Origin of the sequence: Arenimonas daejeonensis, assembly GCF_007993735.1 — a bacterium.
Taxonomy (GTDB): domain Bacteria; phylum Pseudomonadota; class Gammaproteobacteria; order Xanthomonadales; family Xanthomonadaceae; genus Arenimonas; species Arenimonas daejeonensis.
This window is the reverse complement of record NZ_CP042453.1, coordinates 1,150,541-1,172,157: the sequence shown is the minus strand read 5'-3', so window position 1 is coordinate 1,172,157 and position 21,617 is coordinate 1,150,541. Positions and strand designations below refer to the sequence as shown.

At 68.1% G+C, this 21,617-nt stretch carries 20 protein-coding genes and 3 pseudogenes; 10 read left to right on the top strand and 13 right to left on the bottom strand.

Annotated features, from left to right (window positions below; translation table 11 throughout):
• A complete protein-coding gene (hppD, locus tag FRZ33_RS05590) occupies positions 1-1,101 on the bottom strand; it encodes a 4-hydroxyphenylpyruvate dioxygenase (RefSeq protein ID WP_146908239.1) in 1,101 nt (366 codons plus the stop codon).
• 89 nt (positions 1,102-1,190) lie between these two features.
• On the opposite strand from hppD, the gene FRZ33_RS05585 reads away from it, so the two are divergent.
• Positions 1,191-1,646 carry a MarR family winged helix-turn-helix transcriptional regulator gene (locus tag FRZ33_RS05585; protein WP_146908236.1) on the top strand — a complete coding sequence of 152 codons (456 nt, stop codon included), beginning with the start codon at positions 1,191-1,193 and terminating at the stop codon, positions 1,644-1,646.
• Here the strand turns inward: FRZ33_RS05585 and FRZ33_RS05580 are convergent, their stop codons facing one another.
• From FRZ33_RS05580 to FRZ33_RS05565, 4 genes are all read right to left on the bottom strand, one after another.
• The gene (locus tag FRZ33_RS05580; RefSeq protein WP_227978152.1) at positions 1,647-2,894 is read right to left on the bottom strand and encodes an MFS transporter; all 1,248 of its coding nucleotides are present in this window, start codon (positions 2,892-2,894) and stop codon (positions 1,647-1,649) included.
• 195 nt (positions 2,895-3,089) lie between these two features.
• Positions 3,090-4,595 (bottom strand): peptide MFS transporter, encoded by a 1,506-nt coding sequence (locus FRZ33_RS05575; protein WP_146908233.1) that lies wholly within the window; start codon positions 4,593-4,595, stop codon positions 3,090-3,092.
• A 128-nt stretch (positions 4,596-4,723) separates the two neighbouring features.
• The gene (locus FRZ33_RS05570) at positions 4,724-5,971 is read right to left on the bottom strand and encodes a DUF819 family protein (RefSeq protein WP_146908230.1); all 1,248 of its coding nucleotides are present in this window, start codon (positions 5,969-5,971) and stop codon (positions 4,724-4,726) included.
• Positions 5,972-6,023: 52 nt separating this feature from the next.
• Positions 6,024-6,845, bottom strand: coding sequence for a tryptophan 2,3-dioxygenase (locus FRZ33_RS05565; protein ID WP_146908227.1), 822 nt, complete (start codon positions 6,843-6,845; stop codon positions 6,024-6,026).
• A gap of 186 nt (positions 6,846-7,031) precedes the next feature.
• Here FRZ33_RS05565 and FRZ33_RS15600 point away from each other — a divergent pair, with 186 nt between their 5' ends.
• From FRZ33_RS15600 to FRZ33_RS05530, 7 genes and pseudogenes are all read left to right on the top strand, one after another.
• Positions 7,032-8,654: a lamin tail domain-containing protein gene (locus FRZ33_RS15600; RefSeq protein ID WP_194163164.1), complete on the top strand. Its 1,623-nt coding sequence runs from the start codon at positions 7,032-7,034 to the stop codon at positions 8,652-8,654.
• Positions 8,609-10,132: an endonuclease/exonuclease/phosphatase family protein gene (locus tag FRZ33_RS05555; RefSeq protein ID WP_146908225.1), complete on the top strand. Its 1,524-nt coding sequence runs from the start codon at positions 8,609-8,611 to the stop codon at positions 10,130-10,132. Before FRZ33_RS15600 ends, FRZ33_RS05555 begins: the two co-directional genes overlap by 46 nt.
• 111 nt (positions 10,133-10,243) lie before the next feature.
• Positions 10,244-11,311 carry a pyruvate dehydrogenase (acetyl-transferring) E1 component subunit alpha gene (gene pdhA, locus FRZ33_RS05550; protein WP_146908223.1) on the top strand — a complete coding sequence of 356 codons (1,068 nt, stop codon included), beginning with the start codon at positions 10,244-10,246 and terminating at the stop codon, positions 11,309-11,311.
• Positions 11,311-12,291, top strand: coding sequence for an alpha-ketoacid dehydrogenase subunit beta (locus tag FRZ33_RS05545; RefSeq protein ID WP_174754935.1), 981 nt, complete (start codon positions 11,311-11,313; stop codon positions 12,289-12,291). The genes pdhA and FRZ33_RS05545 overlap by 1 nt, the downstream gene beginning before the upstream one ends.
• A gap of 4 nt (positions 12,292-12,295) precedes the next feature.
• Positions 12,296-12,631 carry an SH3 domain-containing protein gene (locus tag FRZ33_RS05540; RefSeq protein ID WP_146908220.1) on the top strand — a complete coding sequence of 112 codons (336 nt, stop codon included), beginning with the start codon at positions 12,296-12,298 and terminating at the stop codon, positions 12,629-12,631.
• A 4-nt stretch (positions 12,632-12,635) separates the two neighbouring features.
• A pseudogene (locus FRZ33_RS05535) lies at positions 12,636-13,999 on the top strand (dihydrolipoamide acetyltransferase family protein).
• A gap of 1 nt (position 14,000) precedes the next feature.
• Positions 14,001-14,390, top strand: coding sequence for a VOC family protein (locus FRZ33_RS05530; RefSeq protein WP_146908217.1), 390 nt, complete (start codon positions 14,001-14,003; stop codon positions 14,388-14,390).
• A 9-nt stretch (positions 14,391-14,399) separates the two neighbouring features.
• Here the strand turns inward: FRZ33_RS05530 and FRZ33_RS05525 are convergent, their stop codons facing one another.
• Entirely contained in the window at positions 14,400-14,711 is a 312-nt protein-coding gene (locus FRZ33_RS05525; protein ID WP_425480619.1) for a hypothetical protein, read from the bottom strand.
• A 125-nt stretch (positions 14,712-14,836) separates the two neighbouring features.
• A pseudogene (locus FRZ33_RS05520) lies at positions 14,837-16,034 on the bottom strand (tryptophan--tRNA ligase); the annotation flags it as partial.
• 105 nt (positions 16,035-16,139) lie between these two features.
• Here FRZ33_RS05520 and FRZ33_RS05515 point away from each other — a divergent pair.
• Entirely contained in the window at positions 16,140-16,556 is a 417-nt protein-coding gene (locus tag FRZ33_RS05515) for a hypothetical protein (RefSeq protein WP_146908215.1), read from the top strand.
• A 5-nt stretch (positions 16,557-16,561) separates the two neighbouring features.
• Positions 16,562-16,978 carry a hypothetical protein gene (locus tag FRZ33_RS05510; protein ID WP_158637098.1) on the top strand — a complete coding sequence of 139 codons (417 nt, stop codon included), beginning with the start codon at positions 16,562-16,564 and terminating at the stop codon, positions 16,976-16,978.
• A gap of 60 nt (positions 16,979-17,038) precedes the next feature.
• Here the strand turns inward: FRZ33_RS05510 and FRZ33_RS05505 are convergent, their stop codons facing one another.
• The 6 genes and pseudogenes from FRZ33_RS05505 to FRZ33_RS05480 form a co-directional block, all read right to left on the bottom strand.
• The gene (locus tag FRZ33_RS05505) at positions 17,039-17,182 is read right to left on the bottom strand and encodes an entericidin A/B family lipoprotein (protein WP_146908211.1); all 144 of its coding nucleotides are present in this window, start codon (positions 17,180-17,182) and stop codon (positions 17,039-17,041) included.
• Between the two features lie 124 nt (positions 17,183-17,306).
• The gene (gene rocF / locus FRZ33_RS05500; RefSeq protein ID WP_146908209.1) at positions 17,307-18,227 is read right to left on the bottom strand and encodes an arginase; all 921 of its coding nucleotides are present in this window, start codon (positions 18,225-18,227) and stop codon (positions 17,307-17,309) included.
• Positions 18,224-18,637: a rhodanese-like domain-containing protein gene (locus tag FRZ33_RS05495; RefSeq protein ID WP_146908204.1), complete on the bottom strand. Its 414-nt coding sequence runs from the start codon at positions 18,635-18,637 to the stop codon at positions 18,224-18,226. Before FRZ33_RS05495 ends, rocF begins: the two co-directional genes overlap by 4 nt.
• Positions 18,638-18,713: 76 nt before the next feature.
• Entirely contained in the window at positions 18,714-19,739 is a 1,026-nt protein-coding gene (locus FRZ33_RS05490; RefSeq protein WP_158637097.1) for a putative bifunctional diguanylate cyclase/phosphodiesterase, read from the bottom strand.
• 103 nt (positions 19,740-19,842) lie between these two features.
• A pseudogene (locus FRZ33_RS16080) lies at positions 19,843-21,144 on the bottom strand (PAS domain S-box protein); the annotation flags it as partial.
• Complete coding sequence (locus tag FRZ33_RS05480) at positions 21,141-21,608, bottom strand: response regulator (RefSeq protein ID WP_146908201.1); 468 nt, start codon at positions 21,606-21,608, stop codon at positions 21,141-21,143. The gene FRZ33_RS05480 and the pseudogene FRZ33_RS16080, both read right to left, overlap by 4 nt.
• Positions 21,609-21,617 lie beyond the last annotated feature (9 nt).

Genomic DNA, 21,617 nt, shown 5'->3' with positions numbered 1-21,617 from the left:
TCAAAGCACGCCGCGCTTCATCTGGTCGCGTTCGATCGATTCGAACAGCGCCTGGAAATTGCCTTCGCCGAAACCTTCATTGCCCTTGCGCTGGATGATCTCGAAGAAGATCGGGCCGATGGCGTTCTGGGTGAAGATCTGCAGCAGCTTGCGCTGCTTGGTCTCGAGGTCGGCGTCGATCAGGATCTTGTTGGCGCGCAGGCGCGGCACGTCCTCGCCATGGTTTGGCACGCGCTGGTCGATCACGTCGAAATAGGTGTCGGGGGTGTCCAGGAACTCGACGCCCTGGGCGCGCATCGCCTCCACCGTGCCGTAGATGTCGTCGGTGAAGCAGGCGATGTGCTGGATGCCCTCGCCCTTGTAGGCGTCGAGGTATTCGTTGATCTGGCTCTTCGGGTCGCTCGACTCGTTCAGCGGAATGCGCACGATGCCGTCCGGCGCGGTCATGGCCTTGGACACCAGGCCGGTCTTGGCGCCCTTGATGTCGAAGTAGCGGATCTCGCGGAAGTTGAACAGGCGCTCGTAGTAGTCGCTCCACTTCTGCATGTTGCCGAAGAAGAGGTTGTGCGTGAGGTGGTCGATGAAGGTCAGGCCGAAACCCACGGGATTCGTCTCGGCACCCGGGATCGGCGCGTAGTCGGCCGCGTACGCGTCCTCACCCGAAGGCACCAGGTACAGCATGCAATCGCCGATGCCCTTCACCGTCGGCACCTGGATGACGCCGGTCTGCGGCTTGTGGTCGATGGCTTCGCCGCCATTGCCCTTCACCGTCTCGAACACCTTGGCCACCGGCTCGGTGAAACGGATGGCGAAACCGCAGGCGCAGGGCCCGTGCTGGGCCGCGAAATCGGCACCGAAGCTGTCCGGGTCCTCGTTGACCAGGAAGTTCACGCCGCCCTGGCGGTACACGGTGATGTTCCGGGTCTTGTGCTTGAGTACGGGCGAGAAGCCCATCTTCCGGAACAGGCCATGCAGCAGTCCGCCCTGCCCGGCCGGGGCCGCGAATTCGACGAACTCGAAGCCGTCGATGCCCATCGGGTTGGCGAAGGTGGTGGGCTTCATGCCCAGGTTGGGGGCGTGGGTCTGGGGCTGGGCGCTCATGGCGGCCTCCTGGTCTGGGGAAACGGCTTGCGCCGGGGAGTGCCGCCGTTATAGTTTCATCTGAAACCATTTGCAAGGCGCGGCGCCACATGCCCGACCGGGACATCCTGGACCTGGAACATTTCCTCCCGTACCGCCTGTCGGTGCTGTCGAACCGCATCAGCCAGGACATCGCCCGGCTGTACGCCGACCGCTTCGGCCTGGGCATCACCGAGTGGCGGGTGCTGGCGGTGCTGGGCCGGCATTCGGAGGTCTCGGCCCGGGAAGTGGCCGAGCGCACGGCCATGGACAAGGTCGCGGTCAGCCGGGCCATCGCCTCGCTGCAGGCCGCCGGGCGGATCGAACGCGACACCCACGGCCACGACCGGCGCCGGTCCTGCCTGCGCCTGAGCCCGGGCGGCCGCGCGATCTACGACGAGGTCGCCCCGCTCGCCCTCGCCTACCAGCGGCGGTTGCTGGAAGGCCTGGCCGAGGACGAACGTGCGGCGCTGGACCGGCTGCTGGGGCGGCTCGAGACGCTCGAGCTGGCGACACGCCCCGGCTGATCAGCCGCTGCCGCGGGCGGTGATCGATTCGAGTCCGTGCGCACCGGGCCCGGTCTCGGCCCGCCAAAGCTTCCACGCGAAAAACAGGCCCAGCGAAGACAGCACGGTATAGACCCACATGCCGGGCGTGTAGCCGGCCGTGTTCTCCGGCCCGGCCAGGTAATGGTCGTTGAGCGCGCCGATCACCAGCGGCACCACGGCCCAGCCGATCTGCTGGCAGAAGGTCATCAGCGCATAGGCCGACCCCAGCCGCTGCTCGTGCACGATGTAGGCCACCGAGGGCCACATCACCGCCGGGATCAGCGAGAACACGCCGCCGAACAGCAGGATCGAGACCAGCAGGGTCAGCGGCAGTTCGACGCCCAGCAACGGGATCGCCGGCCCCGGTGGCAGGTAGGTCACCGCCAGGAACAGCGGCAGCATCACCAGCGAACCGGCCGCCATGAACAGCGAACGCCGCCCGACCCGGTCCACCCACAGCCCGAACAGCGGCGTGGCGATGATGGCCGCGAACGGCAGCAGGCTGCTGAGGATGCCGGCGGCTTCGCGCGACAGGCCATGCGCCTGCTGGAAATAGTCGATCGCAAACGAACGGAACGGGAACACCGTCGAATAGAACACCACGCACAGCGCGACGATGTACCAGTACGAGGGGCTGAAGCGGTACAGGCTCTTGAGCTCCAGTTTGTCGGTCGCGGCGGCCTCGCCCAGGTCGAATCGGCCCTCGGCGCGTTTTTCCATCAGGAAATACAGCACCGCGGCGCCCAGGCCCGCGCTCATCACGCCGGTCGCCAGCCACAGCGGGTCGTGCCAGTTCGAATACAGCGGGCTGGCGAACGACGTGGACCAGTCGGTCGAGGCCGAGCCCAGGCGCGAGATCGACAGGTTCAGGCCGAAGGCGAAGCTCAGCTCCTTGCCCTTGAACCACTTCGCCAGCACCGCGGTGACCGCGACGATCAGCGGCTCGGCGCCGAGACCCAGCAGGAAACGACCGGCGAGCAGTGACGAATAGTCCTGGGCGGCCGCCGTGACCACCGACGCGACCACGCAGACCGCCGCGAACACGACGATCGCCCGGCGCGCCCCGAAGCGGTCGATCACATAACCGCCGGCCAGCAGCACCAGCAGCGCGGCGATGTTGTAGGCGGTCGAGAGCCGGCCGATCTGGCCGTAGTCCAGGCCCTGCTGCTCGCGCAGCAGGTCCACCACCGGGTTCAGCGCATCGTAGGCGTAGTAGTTGCCGAACATCGCCAGGCTGGCGAAGACCAGGCGGCCCAGCGCCAGGCGGGGGTGGGGCGTGGCAGCGTGGCGACGGTGTTCATCAGCTCGATCCTGCGGTCTCGTGGCTTCCGGCGCCGCCGATGGCAGCCCGGGAAATCCTGCTCTTGAAACAACGCGGCCCGGGAATCCCGGGCCGCGTGGCGGTACGTGGAAGCCCGGCGCTTACTTCACGCCGTGCATCAGCTTCTGGATCAGCGGAGCGATCAGGAACAGCAGCACGCCGCTGCCCAGCAGCACCCAGAAGCCGAACGTGTAACCCGACAGCGCCGAGTCGACGGTCATGCCGGTTTCGCCGCTGACGTGACTGGCGAAGATACCCGACAGGTTGTTGCCGATGGCCGTCGAAAGGAACCAGCCGCCCATGCCGAAACCGACCAGGCGCACCGGCGCCAGCTTGGTCACCATCGACAGGCCGATGGGCGACAGGAACAGCTCGCCGATCGACTGGATCACGTAGACCATGAACAGCGTCCAGAACGGGATCTTCAGCGTCTCCGGGTCGACCAGGCTCGACAGCGCGAACATCAGCAGCAGGAACGCCAGCCCGTTGAAGATGATGCCGAGGCCGAACTTGCGCGGGATCGACGGATTGCGGCTGCCCATCTTGATCCACATCCAGGCGATCAGCGGTGCCAGCGTGATGATCGCCAGCGAGTTCACGGACTGGAACCAGCCGACCGGGAAGATCCAGCCGCCGAGGTCGCGGTTGACGATGTTCTGCGCCAGGAAGTTGAACGAACTGCCCGCCTGCTCGAAGAACATCCAGAACAGCACGTTGAACGCGAAGATGATCAACATCGCGATGGCCATGTCGCGCCGCACGGCGCCGTCCCTGAAGCCTTCCTTCAGGATCAGCACGCACAGGCCGATGAAGAGCGCGGTCAGCAGCCACTGCAGGTTGCCGGCGTCGATCGAAAGCAGGAAGTAGATCACCGGGATGGCGACCAGCACGCCGGCGAATACGTACAGCATGTTGCGGTTGCCGCCGTCACCTTCCGGCGGCCGGCCGACGCCCTTGAGCTGCCCGCGGCCGATCCAGAACCAGATCAGGCTGATCACCATGCCGATGCCGGACGCGATGAACACGACCTTGTACGCCGGCATCTCCGGCGAGCCGCCGAACATGCGCTCGGCAAGCCAGCCGGTGAGGATCGGGGCGATGAACGCACCGGCATTGATGCCCATGTAGAACAGCGTGAAGCCGGCATCGCGACGCGTGTCGCCCGACGTGTAGAGCTGGCCGACCATGGTCGAGATGTTCGGCTTGAACAGGCCGTTGCCCGCGATGATCGTCGCCAGGCCGAGCTTGAACACCAATTCGTTCGGTACGACGATCATGAACAGGCCGATCGCCATCACCACGGCGCCCAGCAGGATCGAGCGCTGGTAACCGATGATCTTGTCGGCCACGTATCCGCCAAACAGCGCCGCGGCGTAGACCAGGGCGAGGTAGGCACCGTAAAGGCGGCTGGCGGGCGCTTCGCCCGCCGAATCGCCTTCGTAGAACTGCGCGACGATGTACAGGGCAAGCGCCCAGCGCATGCCGTAGAACGCGAAGCGCTCCCAGAACTCCGTCATGAACAGCATCCACAGGGGGCGCGGATGGCCCATCATCTGCTGGAATTCCGGAATGGGCGCCTGGTTGGGCGTGGTGGCGGCACCGCTCATGCGGTCTCTCCCCTGGTTTCTAAGTGATTGGAATAATGGTTTTTAAGGCCCGCGGGCCGGCAGAAGCGGTTTCGCGAGGCCCGGAAGGTGTACCCGCTGGCGGATGGGGAGTCAAATCACCGTCATCTTCACGCGCCGGCCAGGGCCTTGAGCATCAGCCCGACCACGTAGGCCAGGTAGGTGCCGGTGGCGTAGCCCACGGTGCCCAGCAGCACGCCCACCGGCGCCAGCGAGGGATGGAAGGCCGCGGCCACCACCGGCGCGGACGCGGCAGCGCCGATGTTGCCCTGCGAGCCGATGGCGAAATAGAACAGCGGCGCCTTCACCAGGCGGGCCACCGTCCACAGCACCAGGATGTGGGTGGCCATCCAGATCACGCCCAGCAGGAACAGCCACGGCCGGTCCAGCAGAGCCAGCAGGTCCATCTGCATGCCGATGCAGGCGATCAGGAAATACAGCATCACCGAACCAAGCCTGGAAGCGCCGGCGCTTTCGAGCCGGCGCGCGCGGGTAAAGCTCAGGCCCAGGCCGATCGAGGTCGAGATCACCACCACCCAGACGAAAGGTGAGTCCAGGCTGAAGCGGCTGGCCCAGTCGAAATTGCCACCGAACCACGCCGCCAGCGGCGCCGCGATCGCATGCGCCAGGCCGACGCCACCGAAGGCGACCGCGACGATCACCATCAGGTCGGTCAGCGAGGGAATTCGCGCGTTCGCGGCCTGGTAGGCGGCGACACGCTGCTTCATTTCATCCAGCGCGCGGGTGTCCAGGTTGCGGCGCGCGTCCATCGCCTCGGCGCGCCCGGACAGGAACAGCAGCACCGCCATCCACAGGCTGGACACCGCCACGTCCACCACCGCGAACTGGCCGAAGGTGGTCGCGTCTACGTTCCAGACCTCGCGCATGGCCACCATGTTGGCGCCGCCGCCGATCCAGCTGCCGGCCAGCGCGGCCATGCCGGCCCAGGTGTCGCCGGCCACGGTTTCCGGATGGATCACGCCCATGGCCAGGAAGGCCACCGGTGCGCCCAGCATCACGCCCAGGGTGCCGGCGCAGAACACGAGCAGAAGTTTCGGCCCAAGCTTGATGATGGCCGGCAGGTCGATGGACAGCGTCAGCAGCACCAGCGCCGCCGGCAGCAGCACATCGCGCGCCACCGGGTTGTAGAGCTTGGTGGCGTGGCCGTCGATCAGGCCGGTGGTGTTGTAGATCGCCGGGATGAAGTAGCACAGCAGCAGCGCCGGCACGACCGCGAAGATGCGCTTGAGCCAAGGCGTGGGACCGCTGGAGGCCCAGAAGATCGCGCCGAGGGTGGCGGCGATCAGGCCGAGCAGGACGATGTCGTTGGTGATCAGGGCGCTGGAAGCGGGAGGCATGGCGGGCTCGCGGAAAACAAGGCCCGGAGTATGCCAGCCCCTGCCGGCGCGCTCACCCCGGTTGGCCCAGGACCGTGCGCACTTCGAACAATTCCGGGAAGAAAGTCAGGTCCAGCGCCTGCTTGAGGAAGCCCACGCCCGAGCTGCCACCGGTGCCGCGCCGGTAGCCGATGATGCGTTCCACCGTCTTCATGTGCCTGAATCGCCACAACTGGAAGCTGACCTCCACATCCACCAGCTGTTCGCAGGTGGCGTAAGCCTCCCAATGCTGGTCGGTGTCCTCGTAGATCGTCTTGAACACCGGGATCAGGCCGGGCTCGCGCTGGTGCGGCAGCGACCAGTCGCGTTCGACGCAGGACACGGGGATGGCGTAGCCGCGGCGGTGCAGGTGGCGCAGGAATTCGTCGTACAGGCTGGGCGCGTCCAGCGCGGCCTGCAGCTCGGTGGTGGCAGCCGTGTCATGGCTGAACACGCGCACCATGTCGGCGTTCTTGTTGCCCAGCAGGAACTCGACCAGGCGGTACTGCAGCGACTGGAACCCCGATGCCGGGCCCAGCACGTCGCGGAACGCCAGGTAGTCGGCCGGCGTCAGGGTTTCGAGCACCGACCACTGTTCGTAGAGCTGGCGCTGCACCAGCTTCACCCGCGCCAGGATCTTCTGCATCGGGCCCAGTTCGCCGTTCTTCAGGCACTCGGTAGCGGCGCGCAGCTCGTGGATCACCAGCTTCAGCCACAGCTCGGCCACGTGGTGCTGGACGATGAACAGCATCTCGTCATGGTGAGCGGGATTGGACAGCGGCTTTTGCGCTGACAGCAGAGTGTCCAGCTGCAGATAGCCGCCGTAGCTGAGGCGGTCGCGCAGGTCGGTGGTGATGCCCTGTTCGAGGGCGCGCTGGTTGGGGGCTGGGTCATGGCAAGGGGTTCAGGTCCGAAGGGTGGAAGTCTGTCATGCGGGCGACGCATTTTCCGATATAAAGTGCGCGCTCTGTCACAGTCCGGCAGGGGCCCTTCGGGGTTCCGGACCCGCTGGCAGCCCCGAGAACCCAGAAGGTGACCCTCCATGCGCCATGACCCGCGCCTGCACGCCCTGATTTTCCTGCTCGCCCTGCCCCTTGCGGCACCGGCCAGCGCCGCCGCCACCGACCTGTTCCTGTCCGAGATCGTCGAGGGCAGCAGCAACAACAAGGCGGTCGAGATCTACAACGGGACCGGTGCGCCGGTGGACCTGGCCGCCGGCGGGTACACCCTGCAGTTCTATTTCAACGGCGGCACCACGGCCAACTTCAATCTGGCGCTGAGTGGCACGCTCGCGGATGGCGAGGCCTTCGTGATCGCGCCCGGCAACGCCAACGCGACGATCCTGGCAGCCGCGGACCAGGTCTCGGGCACCAGCTGGTTCAATGGCGACGACGCCATCGTGCTGCGCAAGGGCGGCGACCTGCTCGACGTCGCCGGCCAGATCGGCGTCGACCCGGGCAGCCAGTGGGGCACCGGCCTGGCTTCGACCGCCGACAACACCATCCGCCGCAAGGCCAGTGTCTGCGCCGGCGACACCGACGGCAGCGACGCCTTCGACCCCGCCATCGAGTGGGACGGCTACGCCACCGACACCTTCGACGGGCTCGGCAGCCACAGCGCGAGCTGCGGCGGCGGCGGCCTGCCGACCGACCCGGCCGCCGCGGGCAGCGCCAGCCCGGCCAGCCTCGCGGCCGGCGACAGCACCCTGCTCACCGTCACGGTGACCCCGGGCGCCAATCCCGCCAGCACCGGCATCACGGTCACGGCCGACCTGGCCGCCATCGGCGGCGCCGCGACCCAGGCCTTCCACGACGACGGCACGAATGGCGATGCGACCGCCGGCGACCTGACCTTCTCCTGGCAGGCCACGGTGGACGCCGCGACGCCGGCCGGCCCGGCCACGCTGCCGGTCGCGATCGCCGACGCCGAAGGCCGCAGCGGTGCGACGTCGATCGCGCTGTCCGTGGTCGCACGCGTCGACATCGCGGAAATCCAGGGCACGGGCGTCGGTTCGCCGCTGCCGGTCGGCACCGAAGTGGTGACCGAAGGCATCGTCACCGCGCGTCGCGCCAACGGCTATTTCATCCAGAGCGCCATCGGCGATGAGGACGGCGACCCGGCCACGGCCGAGGGCCTGTTCGTGTTCACCAATGCCGCGCCGCCGGCCGATGCCGCCGTGGGCAATCGCCTGCGGGTCGCCGGCCGCGTGACGCAGTTCTCGCGCACGCCGCATGGTTTCCCGCTGACCCAGCTGGGCAACAGCACGCTGACGGTGCTCGCCACCGGCCAGTCGCTGCCGCCGGCCGTGGTGCTGGACGACACCGTGCTCGCGCCGGAAGTGCCGCTGTCTGCGCTGGGCCGTTACCAGGGCATGCGCGTGCAGCTGCCGGCCGGCAAGGTGGTCGGCCCGACCAATGCCTTCGGCGACTTCCACGTCACCCTGCCGCAGACCCCGCGCCCGGCGCGCGAGCCCGGCATCGCCGCGCTCGACGCCGTGCCGCTGCCGCCGGGCAACAACATCCCGGTGTTCGACCGCAATCCCGAGCGGCTGCGCGTCGAAAGCCGCGGGCTCGAGGACGGCACCGCGCTGTACGTGGACGCCGGCACCTGGTCGAAGGCATGGAAGGCATCCTGTATTACGACCGCGGCGACTTCACCCTGCTGATCGGCGACAACAGCGGGCTGGCCATCAGCGGCGGCGCGCAGATCGCCGCCGTGCCCGTGGCCGAGGAAGGCGCGATCCGCATCGGCAGCTACAACATCGAGAACCTCAGCGGCGGCGAGTCGGTGCCGCTGAACCGGCTGAGCAAGCTGACCGAGGTGTTCTGCCAGTACCTGCGCAATCCGGACGTGGTCGGCCTGGTCGAGATCGCCAACCTGGAAACCGCGCAGCGCCTGGCCCGCGCCATCAACGACGACGAGTTCGGCACCTGCCCGGACAACCCGATGTACGAGGCCTATCTGCTGTCCACGTCGGGCAGCCAGCGCCTGGGTTACCTGGTCAAGACCGCGCCGGTCGAGAACGGCCTGCCGCGCGTGGAAGTGCTGTCGGTGACCGAGCAGTTCGCCGCCGACACCCTGACCGCGCCGGACGGCAACGCGAACGGCGTGCTGTTCGACCGCGCCCCGCTGCTGCTGCAGGCCCGCGTGAACGGCGAACGCGACCGCAGCTACCCGCTGCACGTGCTGCTGAACCACACGCTGTCCCTGCTCGACGTCAACGACACCACGCCGCGCGCGGTCTGGGGCACGGACGGCGACCGCTCGCGCGGCAAGCGCCTGCAGCAGGCGGTGAAGCTGTCGGAGCTGGTCGAGTCGATCCAGGCCAACAACGCCGACGCGCCGCTGGTACTGATCGGCGACTACAACGCCTTCGACTTCAACGACGGCTACATGGACGTGATGGGCATCATCCGCGGCACGCCGGCGCCGGCCGACCAGGTGCTGGCCTGGGCCGACAGCGCCGTCACCCGCCCGCTGACCAACCTGATCGGCACCAAACCCGAGGCCGAGCAGTACTCGTACGTGTTCGAGGGCAACATCCAGACCCTGGACCACGCGCTGGTGAACGAGGCCGTGCTCGAGACCACCGAGGCGACGCTGCACCACGCCCGCGTCAACAGCGACTTCGCCACCGACAACGCCGCCGACCCGACCGTGCCGGTGCGCACCTCCGACCACGATCCGCTGGTGGCCGACCTGGTGGTGCCGGCTTTCCTGGATGCCGACCTGGCGACGACGGTGTTCACGCCGTTCAAGCTGGTGTTCGACGGCCAGTCGGTGCCGTTCGTGGCGACCGTGCGCAACCGCGGCGAATCGCGCGCGATCCGTCCGGAACTGACGCTGCGCATCGACGGCACGCCGGACCAGGTGCGCCAGGTGCTGGCCGCCGGCTGGCTCTGCGGCACGCCGGTGGCGGTGGCAGGTGGCAGCGAGGTGTCCTGCGGCCGTGAGCAGCCGATGGTCCCGGGCGAGATCGACTTCCTGCTGGTCGACCTCGAGGCCGTGCGCCTGACCCCGATCGACACCGTGGGACTGCGCGTCGAAGCCGACACCCGCAGCAACGACACCCAGCCCGGCAACGACAGCCGCGGTGACAGCGCCAAGGTCGTCGGCCGTCCGCGCTGGATCCGGGGCGACTGATCCCAGGCACCATGCGCATGCGAACGGGCGCCTTCGGGCGCCCGTTTCGCTTCCGGCCGGCGGGCTCGGCTATGATCGGGGCTCGTTTCCCCGGGAGGGACACGATGTCCCCTGGTAGCCAGTTTCGAAATCGAATACCTGCAGTACCTCGGGTCCGACGGACGCCTGGTCCGCGATGATCTGCCCGAGTTCGCGCGCGACCGCCGCAACCTGGTCGAGCTGTTCAAGCAGATGCTGTACGTGCGCACCTTCGACAGCAAGTCGGTGGCGCTGCAGCGCACCGGCAAGCTCGGCACCTACGCCAGCTGCCTGGGCCACGAGGCGTCGCACATCGGCATCGGCAGCGCGATGCAGTACGACGACGTGTTCGCGCCTTCGTACCGCGAATACGGCGCCCAGATCGTTCGCGGCGTCAAACCCCGCGACATCCTGATGTACTGGGGCGGCGACGAACGTGGCAACGATTTCTCCGGGCCGCCGCACGACTACCCCTGGTGCGTGCCGATCGGCACCCAGTGCCTGCATGCGGCCGGCGCCGCGCTGGCCTTCAAGCTGCGCGGCGAGCCGCGGGTGGCGGTGACCTGCGTCGGCGACGGCGGCAGCTCCAAGACCGACACCTATGCCGCGATCAATTCCGCCGGCGCCTACACGCTGCCCTTCATCCTGTGCATCATCAACAACCAGTGGGCGATCTCGGTGCCGCGCAAGTCGCAGACCGGCGCCAAGACGCTGGCGCAGAAGGGACTGGCCGGCGGCCTGGACTGCGTGCAGGTGGACGGCAACGACATCATCGCCGTGCGCGCCGCCATGGACCACGCGCTCAAGCGCGCCCGCAACGGCCACGGTGGCAGCGTGCTGGAGCTGGTCACGTATCGCCTGTCCGACCACACCACCGCCGACGACGCCCGCCGCTACCGCGACGACGCCGAAGTGAAGGCGGCCTGGGAACGAGAACCGATGTCGCGCCTGCGCACCTTCCTGATTTCCGAAGGCGTGTGGAGCGAGACCGAAGAGGCCGCGTGGAAGGAAGAATGCGGCAAGAAGGTCGACGAGGAAGTGAACGCCTATCTCGAGACCAAGGTCCAGCCCGTGGAAGCGATGTTCGACTACCTCTATGCGGAGCTTCCGGCGGATGTCGCCGCGCAGCGTGCCGACGCGATCAAGTGGGAGGGCCGCTGATGGCCGCCATCACCCTGATCGAAGCGATCACCCAGGCCCTGGCCTGGGAAATGAAACACGACGAGACCGTGATCGTGCTGGGCGAGGACGTGGGCGTGAACGGCGGCGTGTTCCGCGCCACCGCCGGCCTGCAGCAGCAGTTCGGCGATCAGCGCGTGCTCGATACGCCGCTCGATGAAACGACCATCGCGGGCCTGACGGTGGGCCTGGCCTCGCAAGGCATGAAACCCGTCGCCGAAGCGCAGTTCGACGGTTTCATGTACCCGATGGTGGACCACATCGTCTGCCACGCCGCACGTTTCCGTTACCGCACCCGTGGCCGCCTGACCTGCCCGATGGTGCTGCGCGTGCCCTGGGGCGGCGGCATCCGCGCGCCGGAGCACCATTCCGAAGCCAACGAATCGATCTTCACCAACGTGCCGGGCCTGCGCGTGGTGATGCCGTCTTCGCCGCAGCGCGCCTACGGCCTGCTGCTGGCCGCGATCCGCGACCCGGACCCGGTGGTCTTCTTCGAGCCCAAGCGCATCTACCGCCAATACAAGGAGGAGGTGCCCGACGACGGCGAGGCGCTGCCGCTGGACGTGTGCTTCGTGCTGCGCGACGGCAGCGACGTGACCCTGGTGACCTGGGGCGCACAGGTGAAGGAAACGCTTGAAGCGGCCGATAAACTCGCGGCCGAAGGCATCAGCGCCGAAGTCATCGACGTCGCCACGCTCAAGCCACTGGACTTCGACACCATCCGCGAGTCGGTGGCCAAGACCGGCCGCTGCGTCATCGTGCACGAAGCGGCCAAGACCGCCGGCTTCGGCGCCGAGATCGCGGCGCGCCTGGCCGAGGAATCCATGTACGACCTGCACGCCCCCGTCGAGCGCGTCACCGGCTACGACACCCACATTCCACTGTTCCGGCTGGAAATGAAGTACCTGCCAAGCGTGGACAAGATCGTCGCGGCGTCCCGACGCGCCGTGGCAGGAGGATGAGGCCATGCAAGCCCGACTGACCCGTGATTACCGCCCCCGTTACCGCAAGCCGGTCGCGTTCACCGCTGGCGAGACACTGGTGCTGGGCGTGCGCGACGTGGACTGGCCGGAATTCATCTGGGCTACCGACGCACGCGGCCGCAGCGGCTGGGTGCACCAGGGTTTCCTGGACGGAGACCGGGGCATCCGCGACTACGACGCACGCGAGATGGAAGCCAACGCCGGCGACCAGGTGCGCCTGATCGAATCGGCCGGCGGCTGGTGGTGGGTGGAGAATGCCATCGGCGAATGCGGCTGGCTGCCCGAACGCGACCTCGCCATCGAACCCGGAATCAAGTGAACCCATGAGCGAGAAAAAACTGTTCCTGCTGCCCGACCTGGGCGAAGGCCTGCCCGACGCCGAGATCGTCGAGTGGCTGGTCAAGGTCGGCGACGTCGTCAAGCTCGACGAGCCGCTGGTGTCCATGGAAACCGCCAAGGCGGTGGTCGAGGTGCCCTCGCCGTTCTCAGGCAAGGTCACCCGCCTGGCCGGCGCCGCCGGCGACGTCATCACCACTGGCAGTTGGCTGGCCGAGGTCGAGATCGACCCGAAGCTGCCGCAGCGCGCGGATGCGCAGGACACCGGGCATTCGCATGGGCATGCTCCGGCCGCGGCGCCCCTCCCCAGCCCTCCCCCCCCAAGTGGGGGAGGGAGCGAGACGAAGGACGCGGCCGAGCCTGAAAAATCCGGCGACGCGGGCACGGTGGTCGGCGCCATGCAGAGTTCGGACGCGGTGCGCAGCGAACAGGCGGTGGCCATCGGCGGCGTCAAGGCCATGCCGGCGGTGCGCGCGCTGGCGAAGAAACTGAAGGTGGACATCAGCCGCGTGCGGCCGAGCGGCGCCGATGGCGTGGTGACGATGGCGGATGTGAAGAATGCCGCGGCGAATCCGGGCAATCTCGCTCCGCCGCCTGCGGGCTCCGCTCATCTCCCTCCCCCACTTGTGGGGAGGGCCGGGGTGGGGGCACGCTCTTGCGACAACCTCCCCCTCCCAGCCTCCCCCGCAAGCGGGGGAGGGGCCAAACCGCCTACGACAGCGACGAACCCATCCGCGGCGTGCGCCGCAACATGGTGCGTTCGATGTCGCAGGCCCATGCCGAAGTCGTGCCCACCACCCTGATGGACGACGCCGACATCCACGCCTGGGCGCCGGGCGAAGACATCATGGCGCGCCTGATCCGTGCACTTGCGGTGGCCTCGGCGGTCGAGCCGGCGATGAACGCCTGGTTCAACGCCAGGGAAGGCACGCTGCGCCGGCATTCACGCGTGCACGTCGGCATCGCCATCGATTCGCCCGACGGGCTGTTCGTCGCCAACCTGCGCGATGCCGGCGGCCTGGGCCCGCAGGACGTGCGGCGCGAGCTCAACCGCATCCGCGACGGCGTCAAGAACCGCAGCCTGCCGCCGGAAGACCTGCGCGACTACACGATGATGCTGTCGAACTTCGGTGTCTTCGCCGGCAAGTACGCCACGCCCGTCGTCGTGCCGCCCTGCGTGGCAATCATCGGTGCGGGCCGCCTGCACCACGCGGTGGTACCGGTGCTGGGCGGGCTGGAAACGCATCGGATCATGCCGCTGTCGCTGACCTTCGACCATCGCGCCGCCACCGGCGGCGAAGCCGCGCGTTTCCTGCGCGCCGTGATGGACGACCTGCAGAAAGCCCGCTGAGATGGCGCATCGCAGCCGGCTGGCGGGTTTCATCATCGACTGCGAGGGCGGCTCGCTGGGCAAGGCCGCCGACTTCTGGAGCCAGGCCCTGGGCCTGCCGGTGACCGACCCCGACGAGGGCGGCGCGGACAAGTACGCCTGCCTGGATGGCAGCGCGCTCGGCCTGCACATCGAAGTGCAGAAGGTCCAGCACCCCTCGCGCGTGCACCTGGACATCGAAAGCGACGACATCGAAGCCGAGGCCGCGCGGCTGGTCGCCCTGGGCGCGAAGGAGATCTCGCGTCCGCACAACGCCCGCTGGATCGTACTCGAGGCCCCCACCGGCCACCGCTTCTGCGTCGTGCGCGCGCGCGGCCGCCTGCACCGCAACAACGCCAACGTCCACGAATGAAAAACGGTGTCAGGCGGTGCGGAAACGTTTCCCGCGCCAGATCCAGGCGATGACGATCACCGCCAGGAAGGCCTTGTAGGCCAGCAGGCTGGCCAGCACCTGGCGCCAGATCGGGCCGGCTTCGATGCTGGTGCTGGCGATCGCAAAACCCCACCGGCCGGCGACGAAGCTGGCGGCGAAGGCCACGGCCAGCAGGGTCAGGTCGAAGCGCCGGCGTTCCGTCGTGCGCGGCAGCGTGCGCGGGTAGTACCAGTACAGCACCGCCAGGATCAGGAACCAGGGCAGGAACAGGATCAGCGCGAGATCGGCGATGTCGGCCATCAGGCGCCCTCCTCCAGGAACGACGCCAGCGCCTCGATCACCTGCCCGACGGCGGCGTCCTCGGCCAGCTTGCCCAGCAGTTCTTCGCCCAGGTGCAGGCCGGCGCCGGCGACATGGTGCAGGCCCGCGCCCGCATCGGCCTTCAGGCGCGCGATGGCCTGGCCCGCTTCGCGCGGCGAGGCATGGCCGATGCTCTGCAGCAGTTCGCGCCCATCGGCGCCGACCAGCTTGAAATAGAACCTGCCGTCGGCCTCGCGGTACTGCTTGAAGGTCGGCGCGGCGGCCTTGGCCTTGCCCGCCGTTTTCGTAACCACCTGATCGCGCAGGTCGCGCAGGCCGACCGCATGGCGCAGCTCCGCCAGCAGCGGCGTGGCCAGCTTGCGCGCCTTGAGCGCGCCCTCGCGCAGCACCGCCTCGATCTCGACGGGCTTGGCGATCAGCGCCTCGTATTTCTCGCGCATCGGCGCCACGTCGGTGTCGATGCGCTCGAACAGCTGCTGCTTGGCATCGCCCCAGCCGATGCCGCCGGCAAAAGCTTCGGCAAAGGCCGCCGCCTGTTCCGGCGAGGCGAAAGCCTGGTAGAGCTGGAACAGCGCCGAACCTTCGGTGTCCTTGGGTTCGCCGGGTGCGCGCGAGTCGGTGACGATCGAGGCGATCAGTTTCTTGAGCTCATTGCGCGGCGCGAACAGCGGGATGGTGTTGTCGTAGCTCTTGCTCATCTTGCGGCCGTCGAGACCGGGCAGCGTCGCCACGTTCTCTTCGATCGCCGCCTCCGGCAATACGAAATGCTCGCCGTACAGATGGTTGAAGCGCGCACCGAAGTCGCGCGCCATCTCGATGTGCTGGATCTGGTCGCGGCCCACCGGCACCGAATGCGCCTTGAACAGCAGGATGTCGGCCGCCATCAGCACCGGGTACATGAACAGGCCGCCGGTGATGCCGGCATCGTCGTCTCGCCCGCCTCGCGGTTCTTGTCCACGGCGGCCTTGTAGGCGTGCGCGCGGTTGAGCAGGCCCTTGCCGGCTACGCAGGTCAGCAGCCAGGTCAGCTCCGGGATTTCCGGGATGTCGGACTGGCGGTAGAACCACACCTTGTCCGGCTCCAACCCGCAGGCCAGCCAACTGGCGGCGATCTCCAGGTCGAACGCTGCACGCGCGCCGGATCCTGGCATTTGACCAGGGCGTGGTAGTCGGCCAGGAAATAGAAACTCTCGATGCCGGGCCGGCGGCTGGCGGCGATCGCGGGACGGATCGCGCCGGCGTAGTTGCCGAGGTGGGGCGTACCGGAGGTGGTGATGCCGGTCAGGACACGGGTGGCGGGCATGGTCAGGTCTGCTGGGGAATCGTGGGCATTTTAGCCCGCCCGAAGCCCTTAACCCCGCTTCGCGGGCTGGAACGTTCAATCCATGCCCACCCACCGGAGCCCGCCATGAACCGCCTGACCGCTGCCTTGTTCGCCCTGCTCGTCCTGACCGGCCTTCCCGGCTGTGCGGGCGCCCGCCCGCTGGTCGACCTGCAGGTGCTCGACCTGGACCGTCATGAAACCCTGCCCCGCCATCCGCACCGCGGCCGCGACTACGTCGAGGGCCAGCCCGGCCACCGCTACGCCGTCGTGCTGCAGAACCTGACCGGCGAGCGCGTGCTGGCCGTGGTCTCGGTGGACGGCGTCAACGCCATCAGCGGCCAGACCGCCGGCAGCGCGCAGAGCGGCTACGTGCTCGAACCCTGGCAGCGGCTGGAAGTGCGCGGCTGGCGCAAGAACCTGTCGAGATCGCCGAGTTCCATTTCACATCCCTCGGCGACAGTTATGCCGCCCGCACCGGCCGGCCGCAGAACGTCGGCGTGATCGGCGTGGCGGCATTCCGGGAGCGGCGGCCGGTGTATCCGCAGCATTATTCGCAGCCTGCGGATCGTTATCCGCCGATGCCTTATCCGGCCGCGCCTCCGGCGCCTTTGGCCGAAGCCCAGGCCCGCCGCGGCGAGAGCGGAAACGCCACCGCCGATGCCGCCGCGCCGGCCGCCAAGTCCGAATACCGCGATTCCGGCCTGGCTTCGCGCCAGCAGCTGGGCACCGGCCACGGCGAACGCCGCTGGGACGCCGCCACCGTCACCCGCTTCGAACGCGAGGGTTCCCGCCCGAACCAGGTGCTGAGCGTGTACTACGACGCCACCGAAGCGCTGGTCGCACGCGGTGTGATCCCGCGGCGCTGGCCCCACGCCTGGGACGCGCCGGAGGCTTTCCCGATCGGTTTCGCGCCGGATCCGTAAGCCCGGAAAACACGAAGGCCGGACGTCGCCGCCCGGCCTTCGTTTCACCTGCGGAACGACTCAGTCGTTCTTTTCATCGCTGGCGGCTTCCTCGAGCTCGCCACCGGCCTTCTTCACGTCCTTGCCGAAACCTTCAACGGTGTTGCAGCCGGACAGGGCAAAGCCGGCCAGAAGCGCAAGCAGGAACAGGCGGGTACGGGTCATCGGGGACTCTCCATCGGTTGGACAGGCACGAGTCTAACCCTGCCGCCTTGACTGTCAATAAACGTCCCGGGCGGCTTCACCCGGAGTTCACCGCGGGCCCGATCCCTTCCCCGATCGTGCCTGGTCAATCCCGCATCAGGGTGGACTTGCCGAACAGGCTTTCGACCAGGTCCACGGCCAGCTGGCCGGTGCGGTTGTGTTCGTCGAAGGCCGGGTTGAGTTCGACGATGTCGATCGAACCGACGCGACCGGTGTCGGCGATCATCTCCATCACCAGCTGTGCCTCGCGGTAGTTCGGGCCGCCGGGCACGGTGGTGCCGACGCCGGGCGCGATCGCCGGGTCCAGGAAGTCGACGTCGAAGCTGACGTGCACGTGGGTGTCGGCATCCACGCCTTCCAGCGCTTCCTCCATCGCCCGTTTCATGCCGATCTCGTCGATGTAGCGCATGTCGTAGATGTCGAGGCCGTATTCCTTCACCAGGCGTTTTTCGCCCTGGTCCACCGAGCGGATGCCGATCTGGCGGATCTCGGCCGGCTGGATCGCCGGCGCGCTGCCGCCAAGATGGGTCAGCGCCTCGGGGCCGACACCGCACAGGCAGGCCACCGGCATGCCATGCACGTTGCCCGAAGGCGTGACATCGCTGGTGTTGAAGTCGGCATGCGCGTCCAGCCAGAGAATGCGCAGTTTCTTGCCGGTCTCGCGGCAATGGCGCGCGACCGCGGTGATGCTGCCCACGCCCAGGCAATGGTCGCCGCCGAGCAGGATCGGCAGGCGGCCGTGCTGCAGCTGTGCGTACACCGCGTCCATCACCGCGCGGTTCCAGGCCACCACCTCGGGCAGGTGGCGGTAACCCCCGGTCGGCGGCAGCCAGGGATTGACCGGACCGACCAGGTTGCCGGTGTCGGTGACGTCCAGCCCGCGCTCGCGCAGGGCTTCGGCCAGGCCGGCCACGCGCAGCGCCTCGGGGCCCATGGACGCGCCGCGATGGCCGGCGCCGATGTCGGTCGGCGCGCCGATGAGTGCGATGCGGGTCGCGGCCGTCATCGTGCGGCCTCCGGCGTGGCCGGCGTTGCCACCGGCAGGTCCTCGGCCTGCCAGCGGAGCCAGCTGCCTTCGATCTGGCGCACGTCGAAACCGTCTTGCGCCAGGATCCGTTCGGCGATGCCGGCGCGGCGGCCGCTCTTGCAGTACACCAGCACCCAGCGATCACGATCGAGTTCGGAAAGTCGCGCGGCCAGCTGGTCGTGCGGGATCAGCACCGCGCCGGGCACATGGCCGGCGTCGTATTCGGCCTGGCTGCGCACGTCCAGGATGATCGGCGCGTCGGCGCGCGCGGCCACTTCCGGCACGGCGGCCGGGGCCACCGCGGGTTTGCCGGCCGCGGCGGCGCCGGGCAGGCAGAGTGCCGCCAGCAGGAATACAGGACAGGACTTTCGGAAAAAGGCACGGCGCATGGCGCGTTCTCGAACGATGCAGGCGGACCCGAAGGATACGCCCGGCACCTGCGGCACCGCCACCCGCTGCAGCGCCTCAGTCGCGCGGGAACAGCGCCTCGATCTCCGCCGACGCCACCGGCCGGCCGAAGTGGTAACCCTGCAGCTCGTCGGCGCCGATCTCGCGCAGGAATGCCGCCTGCGCCTCGGTTTCCACGCCTTCGGCCGCCACCACCATGCGCAACTGGTGGCCCATGGCGATGATGGTGCGGGCAATGGCGGAGTCATCCGCGCTGTCGGGCAGGTCCTTGACGAAGCTGCGGTCGATCTTGAGCTTGTCCAGCGAAAACTGCTTGAGGTAGGACAGGCTGGAATAGCCGGTACCGAAGTCGTCCAGCGACAGCGAAACGCCGATGGCCTTGAGTTCGGCCAGGCGGCCCTGCACCCGTTCGACGTTTTCCATCAGCGAGCTTTCGGTCAGTTCGATCTCAAGCATCGGCGCGGGCACGTCGTGCCGCTGCAGCGTCTCCCGCACCTGCTGCACGAAATCCGGCCGCTGCAGTTGCTGGGCCGAGACGTTCACCGCGACCGTGAAGCCGTCACGACCCTGGTCCAGCCAGGCGCGAAGCTGCCGGCAGGCTTCGTTCATCACCCAGCTGCCGACTTCGGGCATCAGGCCCAGGGCTTCGGCGATCGGGATGAAACGTCCCGGCGGCACCGGGCCCAGGTCCGGGCTGTTCCAGCGCACCGGGGCCTCGAAACCGGTGATGCGGCGGTCGGCGGCGCGCAGCTGCGGCTGGTAGTTCAGGCTCAGCTCGTTGCGGGCGATGGCGTCGCGCAGGCGCGCACCCAGCACCAGCCGGTCTTCCAGTTCCTGCATCTGCGCGGCCGAGAATTCGCAGGCCTCGTCGCGACCCTGGCGCTTGGCCCGGGTCATGGCGGCCTCGGCGCGGCGCAGCAGTTCCATGCCGCTTTCGCCGTGTTCGGGCGAACGGCTGATGCCGATGCTGGCGGTGAGATACAGGCGGTAACCGTCGCCCTCGATCGGCTGCGCCAGGGCGGTGCGGATGTCGCGCGCCAGTTCGGCCGCCCGCGCCCGGTCGGCGCCGGCCGCGATCGCCACGAATTCGTCGCCGGCGAAACGCGCCAGGGAAAGCGGGCCCGCCCATCACGGCCGACAGGCGTTCGGCCACCAGGCGCAGCGCTTCGTCGCCGATCACATGGCCCATGGATTCGTTGATCGAGTGGAAGTGGTCGAGGTCGATGTAGAACAGCGACACCACCGAGCCTTCCTTCTCCAGCAGGCTGGCCAGGGCCGTTTCAAGGATCGGGAAACGCGGCAGGCCGGTGACTGCATCGTGGTTGGCGGTGAAGGCCAGCTCGGCCTCGACCTGGCGGCGTTCGGTCAGGTCGTTCTGCACGCCGACGAAATGCGTCACCCGGCCCTGGTCGTCGCGCACCGGCGAAAGGAACAGGTGGTTCCAGAACAGGCTGCCGTCCTTGCGCTGGTTGCTCAGGATCACATTGCAGTCGCTCTGGGTTCGCAGCGCGGCGCGCAGCACTTCCAGTTCGGGCTGGTCGCGCAACGTGCCCTGCAGGAAGCGGCAGTTCCGGCCCAGGATTTCGGACGCGGAATAGCCGGTCATGCTTTCGAACGCCGGGTTGACGTAGATGACCGGCAGGTCCGGGGCGTTGGCATCGGCGATCACCACGCCGTTGATGCTCGACTCCACCGCCCGCTCCAGCAGCTGCAGCCGCTCGCGGGTGACCCGTTCCGTCGTGATGTCGTGCGCGATCACCATCCGGCAGTCGCGGCCGTCCAGCACCAGGTTGTGGGTGGTGATGTCCACCCACACCCGGCTGCCGTCCTTGCGCAGGTGCTGCCAGATTCCGGCGTTGCCGATGTTGTCACCCCAACCGGCCAGGAACGCCTTCAGGCGCTCGGCCTCCTCCGGGGCGCGGATGTCGAGCACCGTCATCGCCAGCAGTTCGTCTCGGGTATAGCCATAACCGGCCACGGTGGCATCGTTCACCGCCACGAAGCGCATCGTCTCGCAGTCGTAGACCCAGGTGGGGTACGGGTTCAGGGCGAACAGCAGCTGGTAGCGGCGCTTTCCGTCCTCGATCTCGGCGATCTGGCGGGCGCGCTCGGCGGCATAACGCAGGGACCGCGCCAGCTTCTCGGCGTCTATCGCGCCCTTGACCAGGTAGTCGGACGCGCCGGCCGCCAGCGCCTCGCGGTCCACGTCGGGATTGCCCTGGCCGGTCAGCATGATCACCGGCCGGTGTGCGCTGCCCTCGGCGACGGCCAGGCGCACCAGCTCCATGCCGTTGTCGGGGCCCAGTTGGTAGTCCACCAGGAAAACGTCGTGGTCGTTGGCCCGCAGCGCCGCGATGCCCTCGCGCAGCGTGCCGACCCAGTCCAGGTGGAAACGGGCCTGGGCGTAGTCGGCCAACAGGTCGCGCAGGATCAGGAAATCCTCTTCGTCGTCGTCGACGACCAGCACGCGCAGCGGCGCGTCGCTCATGCTTTCCCTCCGGCGGCTTCGGCGGGTAGATCGACGATCTGCAGCCAATAGTTGCCCAGCGCCTGCACCACGTTGATCAGCGCGGCGAAACTGACCGGCTTGGTGATGAAGGAATTGGCGCCGTCCTTGTAACTGGCGACCACGTCCTCCTCGGCCTTGGAGGTGGTGAGGATCACCACCGGGATCCTGCGCAGTTCCGGATGCGCCTTGATCTCGCGCAGCGCCTCGCGGCCGTCCTTGCGGGGCATGTTCAGGTCGAGCAGGATCAGCCCCGGCATCGGGTAGGCGGCTTCGTCCACGAAGGGGCCGCGGCGGTACAGGTAGTCCATCAGCTGTTCGCCATCGACCGCGAACTTCAACGGGTTGTCCAGCCGGCATTCGGCGAACGCCTCCTGCGTCAGCAGGCGGTCGTCGGGATCGTCCTCGGCCATCAGGATGGTGATCGGAATGCGTGGTGCAGTCATGGCGGCTGG

Excerpts from the sequence above, each read along its gene's own strand:
- FRZ33_RS05580 (WP_227978152.1), bottom strand. The coding sequence starts at position 2,894 with ATGTTCGGCAACTACTACGCCTACGATGCGCTGAACCCGGTGGTGGAC.
- FRZ33_RS05545 (WP_174754935.1), top strand. The coding sequence starts at position 11,311 with ATGGCCGCCATCACCCTGATCGAAGCGATCACCCAGGCCCTGGCCTGG.
- FRZ33_RS05515 (WP_146908215.1), top strand. The coding sequence starts at position 16,140 with ATGAACCGCCTGACCGCTGCCTTGTTCGCCCTGCTCGTCCTGACCGGC.
- FRZ33_RS05570 (WP_146908230.1), bottom strand. The coding sequence starts at position 5,971 with ATGCCTCCCGCTTCCAGCGCCCTGATCACCAACGACATCGTCCTGCTC.
- FRZ33_RS05505 (WP_146908211.1), bottom strand. The coding sequence starts at position 17,182 with ATGACCCGTACCCGCCTGTTCCTGCTTGCGCTTCTGGCCGGCTTTGCC.
- FRZ33_RS05540 (WP_146908220.1), top strand. The coding sequence starts at position 12,296 with ATGCAAGCCCGACTGACCCGTGATTACCGCCCCCGTTACCGCAAGCCG.
- FRZ33_RS05525 (WP_425480619.1), bottom strand. The coding sequence starts at position 14,711 with ATGGCCGACATCGCCGATCTCGCGCTGATCCTGTTCCTGCCCTGGTTC.
- FRZ33_RS05555 (WP_146908225.1), top strand. The coding sequence starts at position 8,609 with ATGGAAGGCATCCTGTATTACGACCGCGGCGACTTCACCCTGCTGATC.
- hppD (WP_146908239.1), bottom strand. The coding sequence starts at position 1,101 with ATGAGCGCCCAGCCCCAGACCCACGCCCCCAACCTGGGCATGAAGCCC.
- FRZ33_RS05530 (WP_146908217.1), top strand. The coding sequence starts at position 14,001 with ATGGCGCATCGCAGCCGGCTGGCGGGTTTCATCATCGACTGCGAGGGC.
- FRZ33_RS15600 (WP_194163164.1), top strand. The coding sequence starts at position 7,032 with ATGCGCCATGACCCGCGCCTGCACGCCCTGATTTTCCTGCTCGCCCTG.
- FRZ33_RS05495 (WP_146908204.1), bottom strand. The coding sequence starts at position 18,637 with ATGCGCCGTGCCTTTTTCCGAAAGTCCTGTCCTGTATTCCTGCTGGCG.
- rocF (WP_146908209.1), bottom strand. The coding sequence starts at position 18,227 with ATGACGGCCGCGACCCGCATCGCACTCATCGGCGCGCCGACCGACATC.
- FRZ33_RS05585 (WP_146908236.1), top strand. The coding sequence starts at position 1,191 with ATGCCCGACCGGGACATCCTGGACCTGGAACATTTCCTCCCGTACCGC.
- FRZ33_RS05575 (WP_146908233.1), bottom strand. The coding sequence starts at position 4,595 with ATGAGCGGTGCCGCCACCACGCCCAACCAGGCGCCCATTCCGGAATTC.
- FRZ33_RS05480 (WP_146908201.1), bottom strand. The coding sequence starts at position 21,608 with ATGACTGCACCACGCATTCCGATCACCATCCTGATGGCCGAGGACGAT.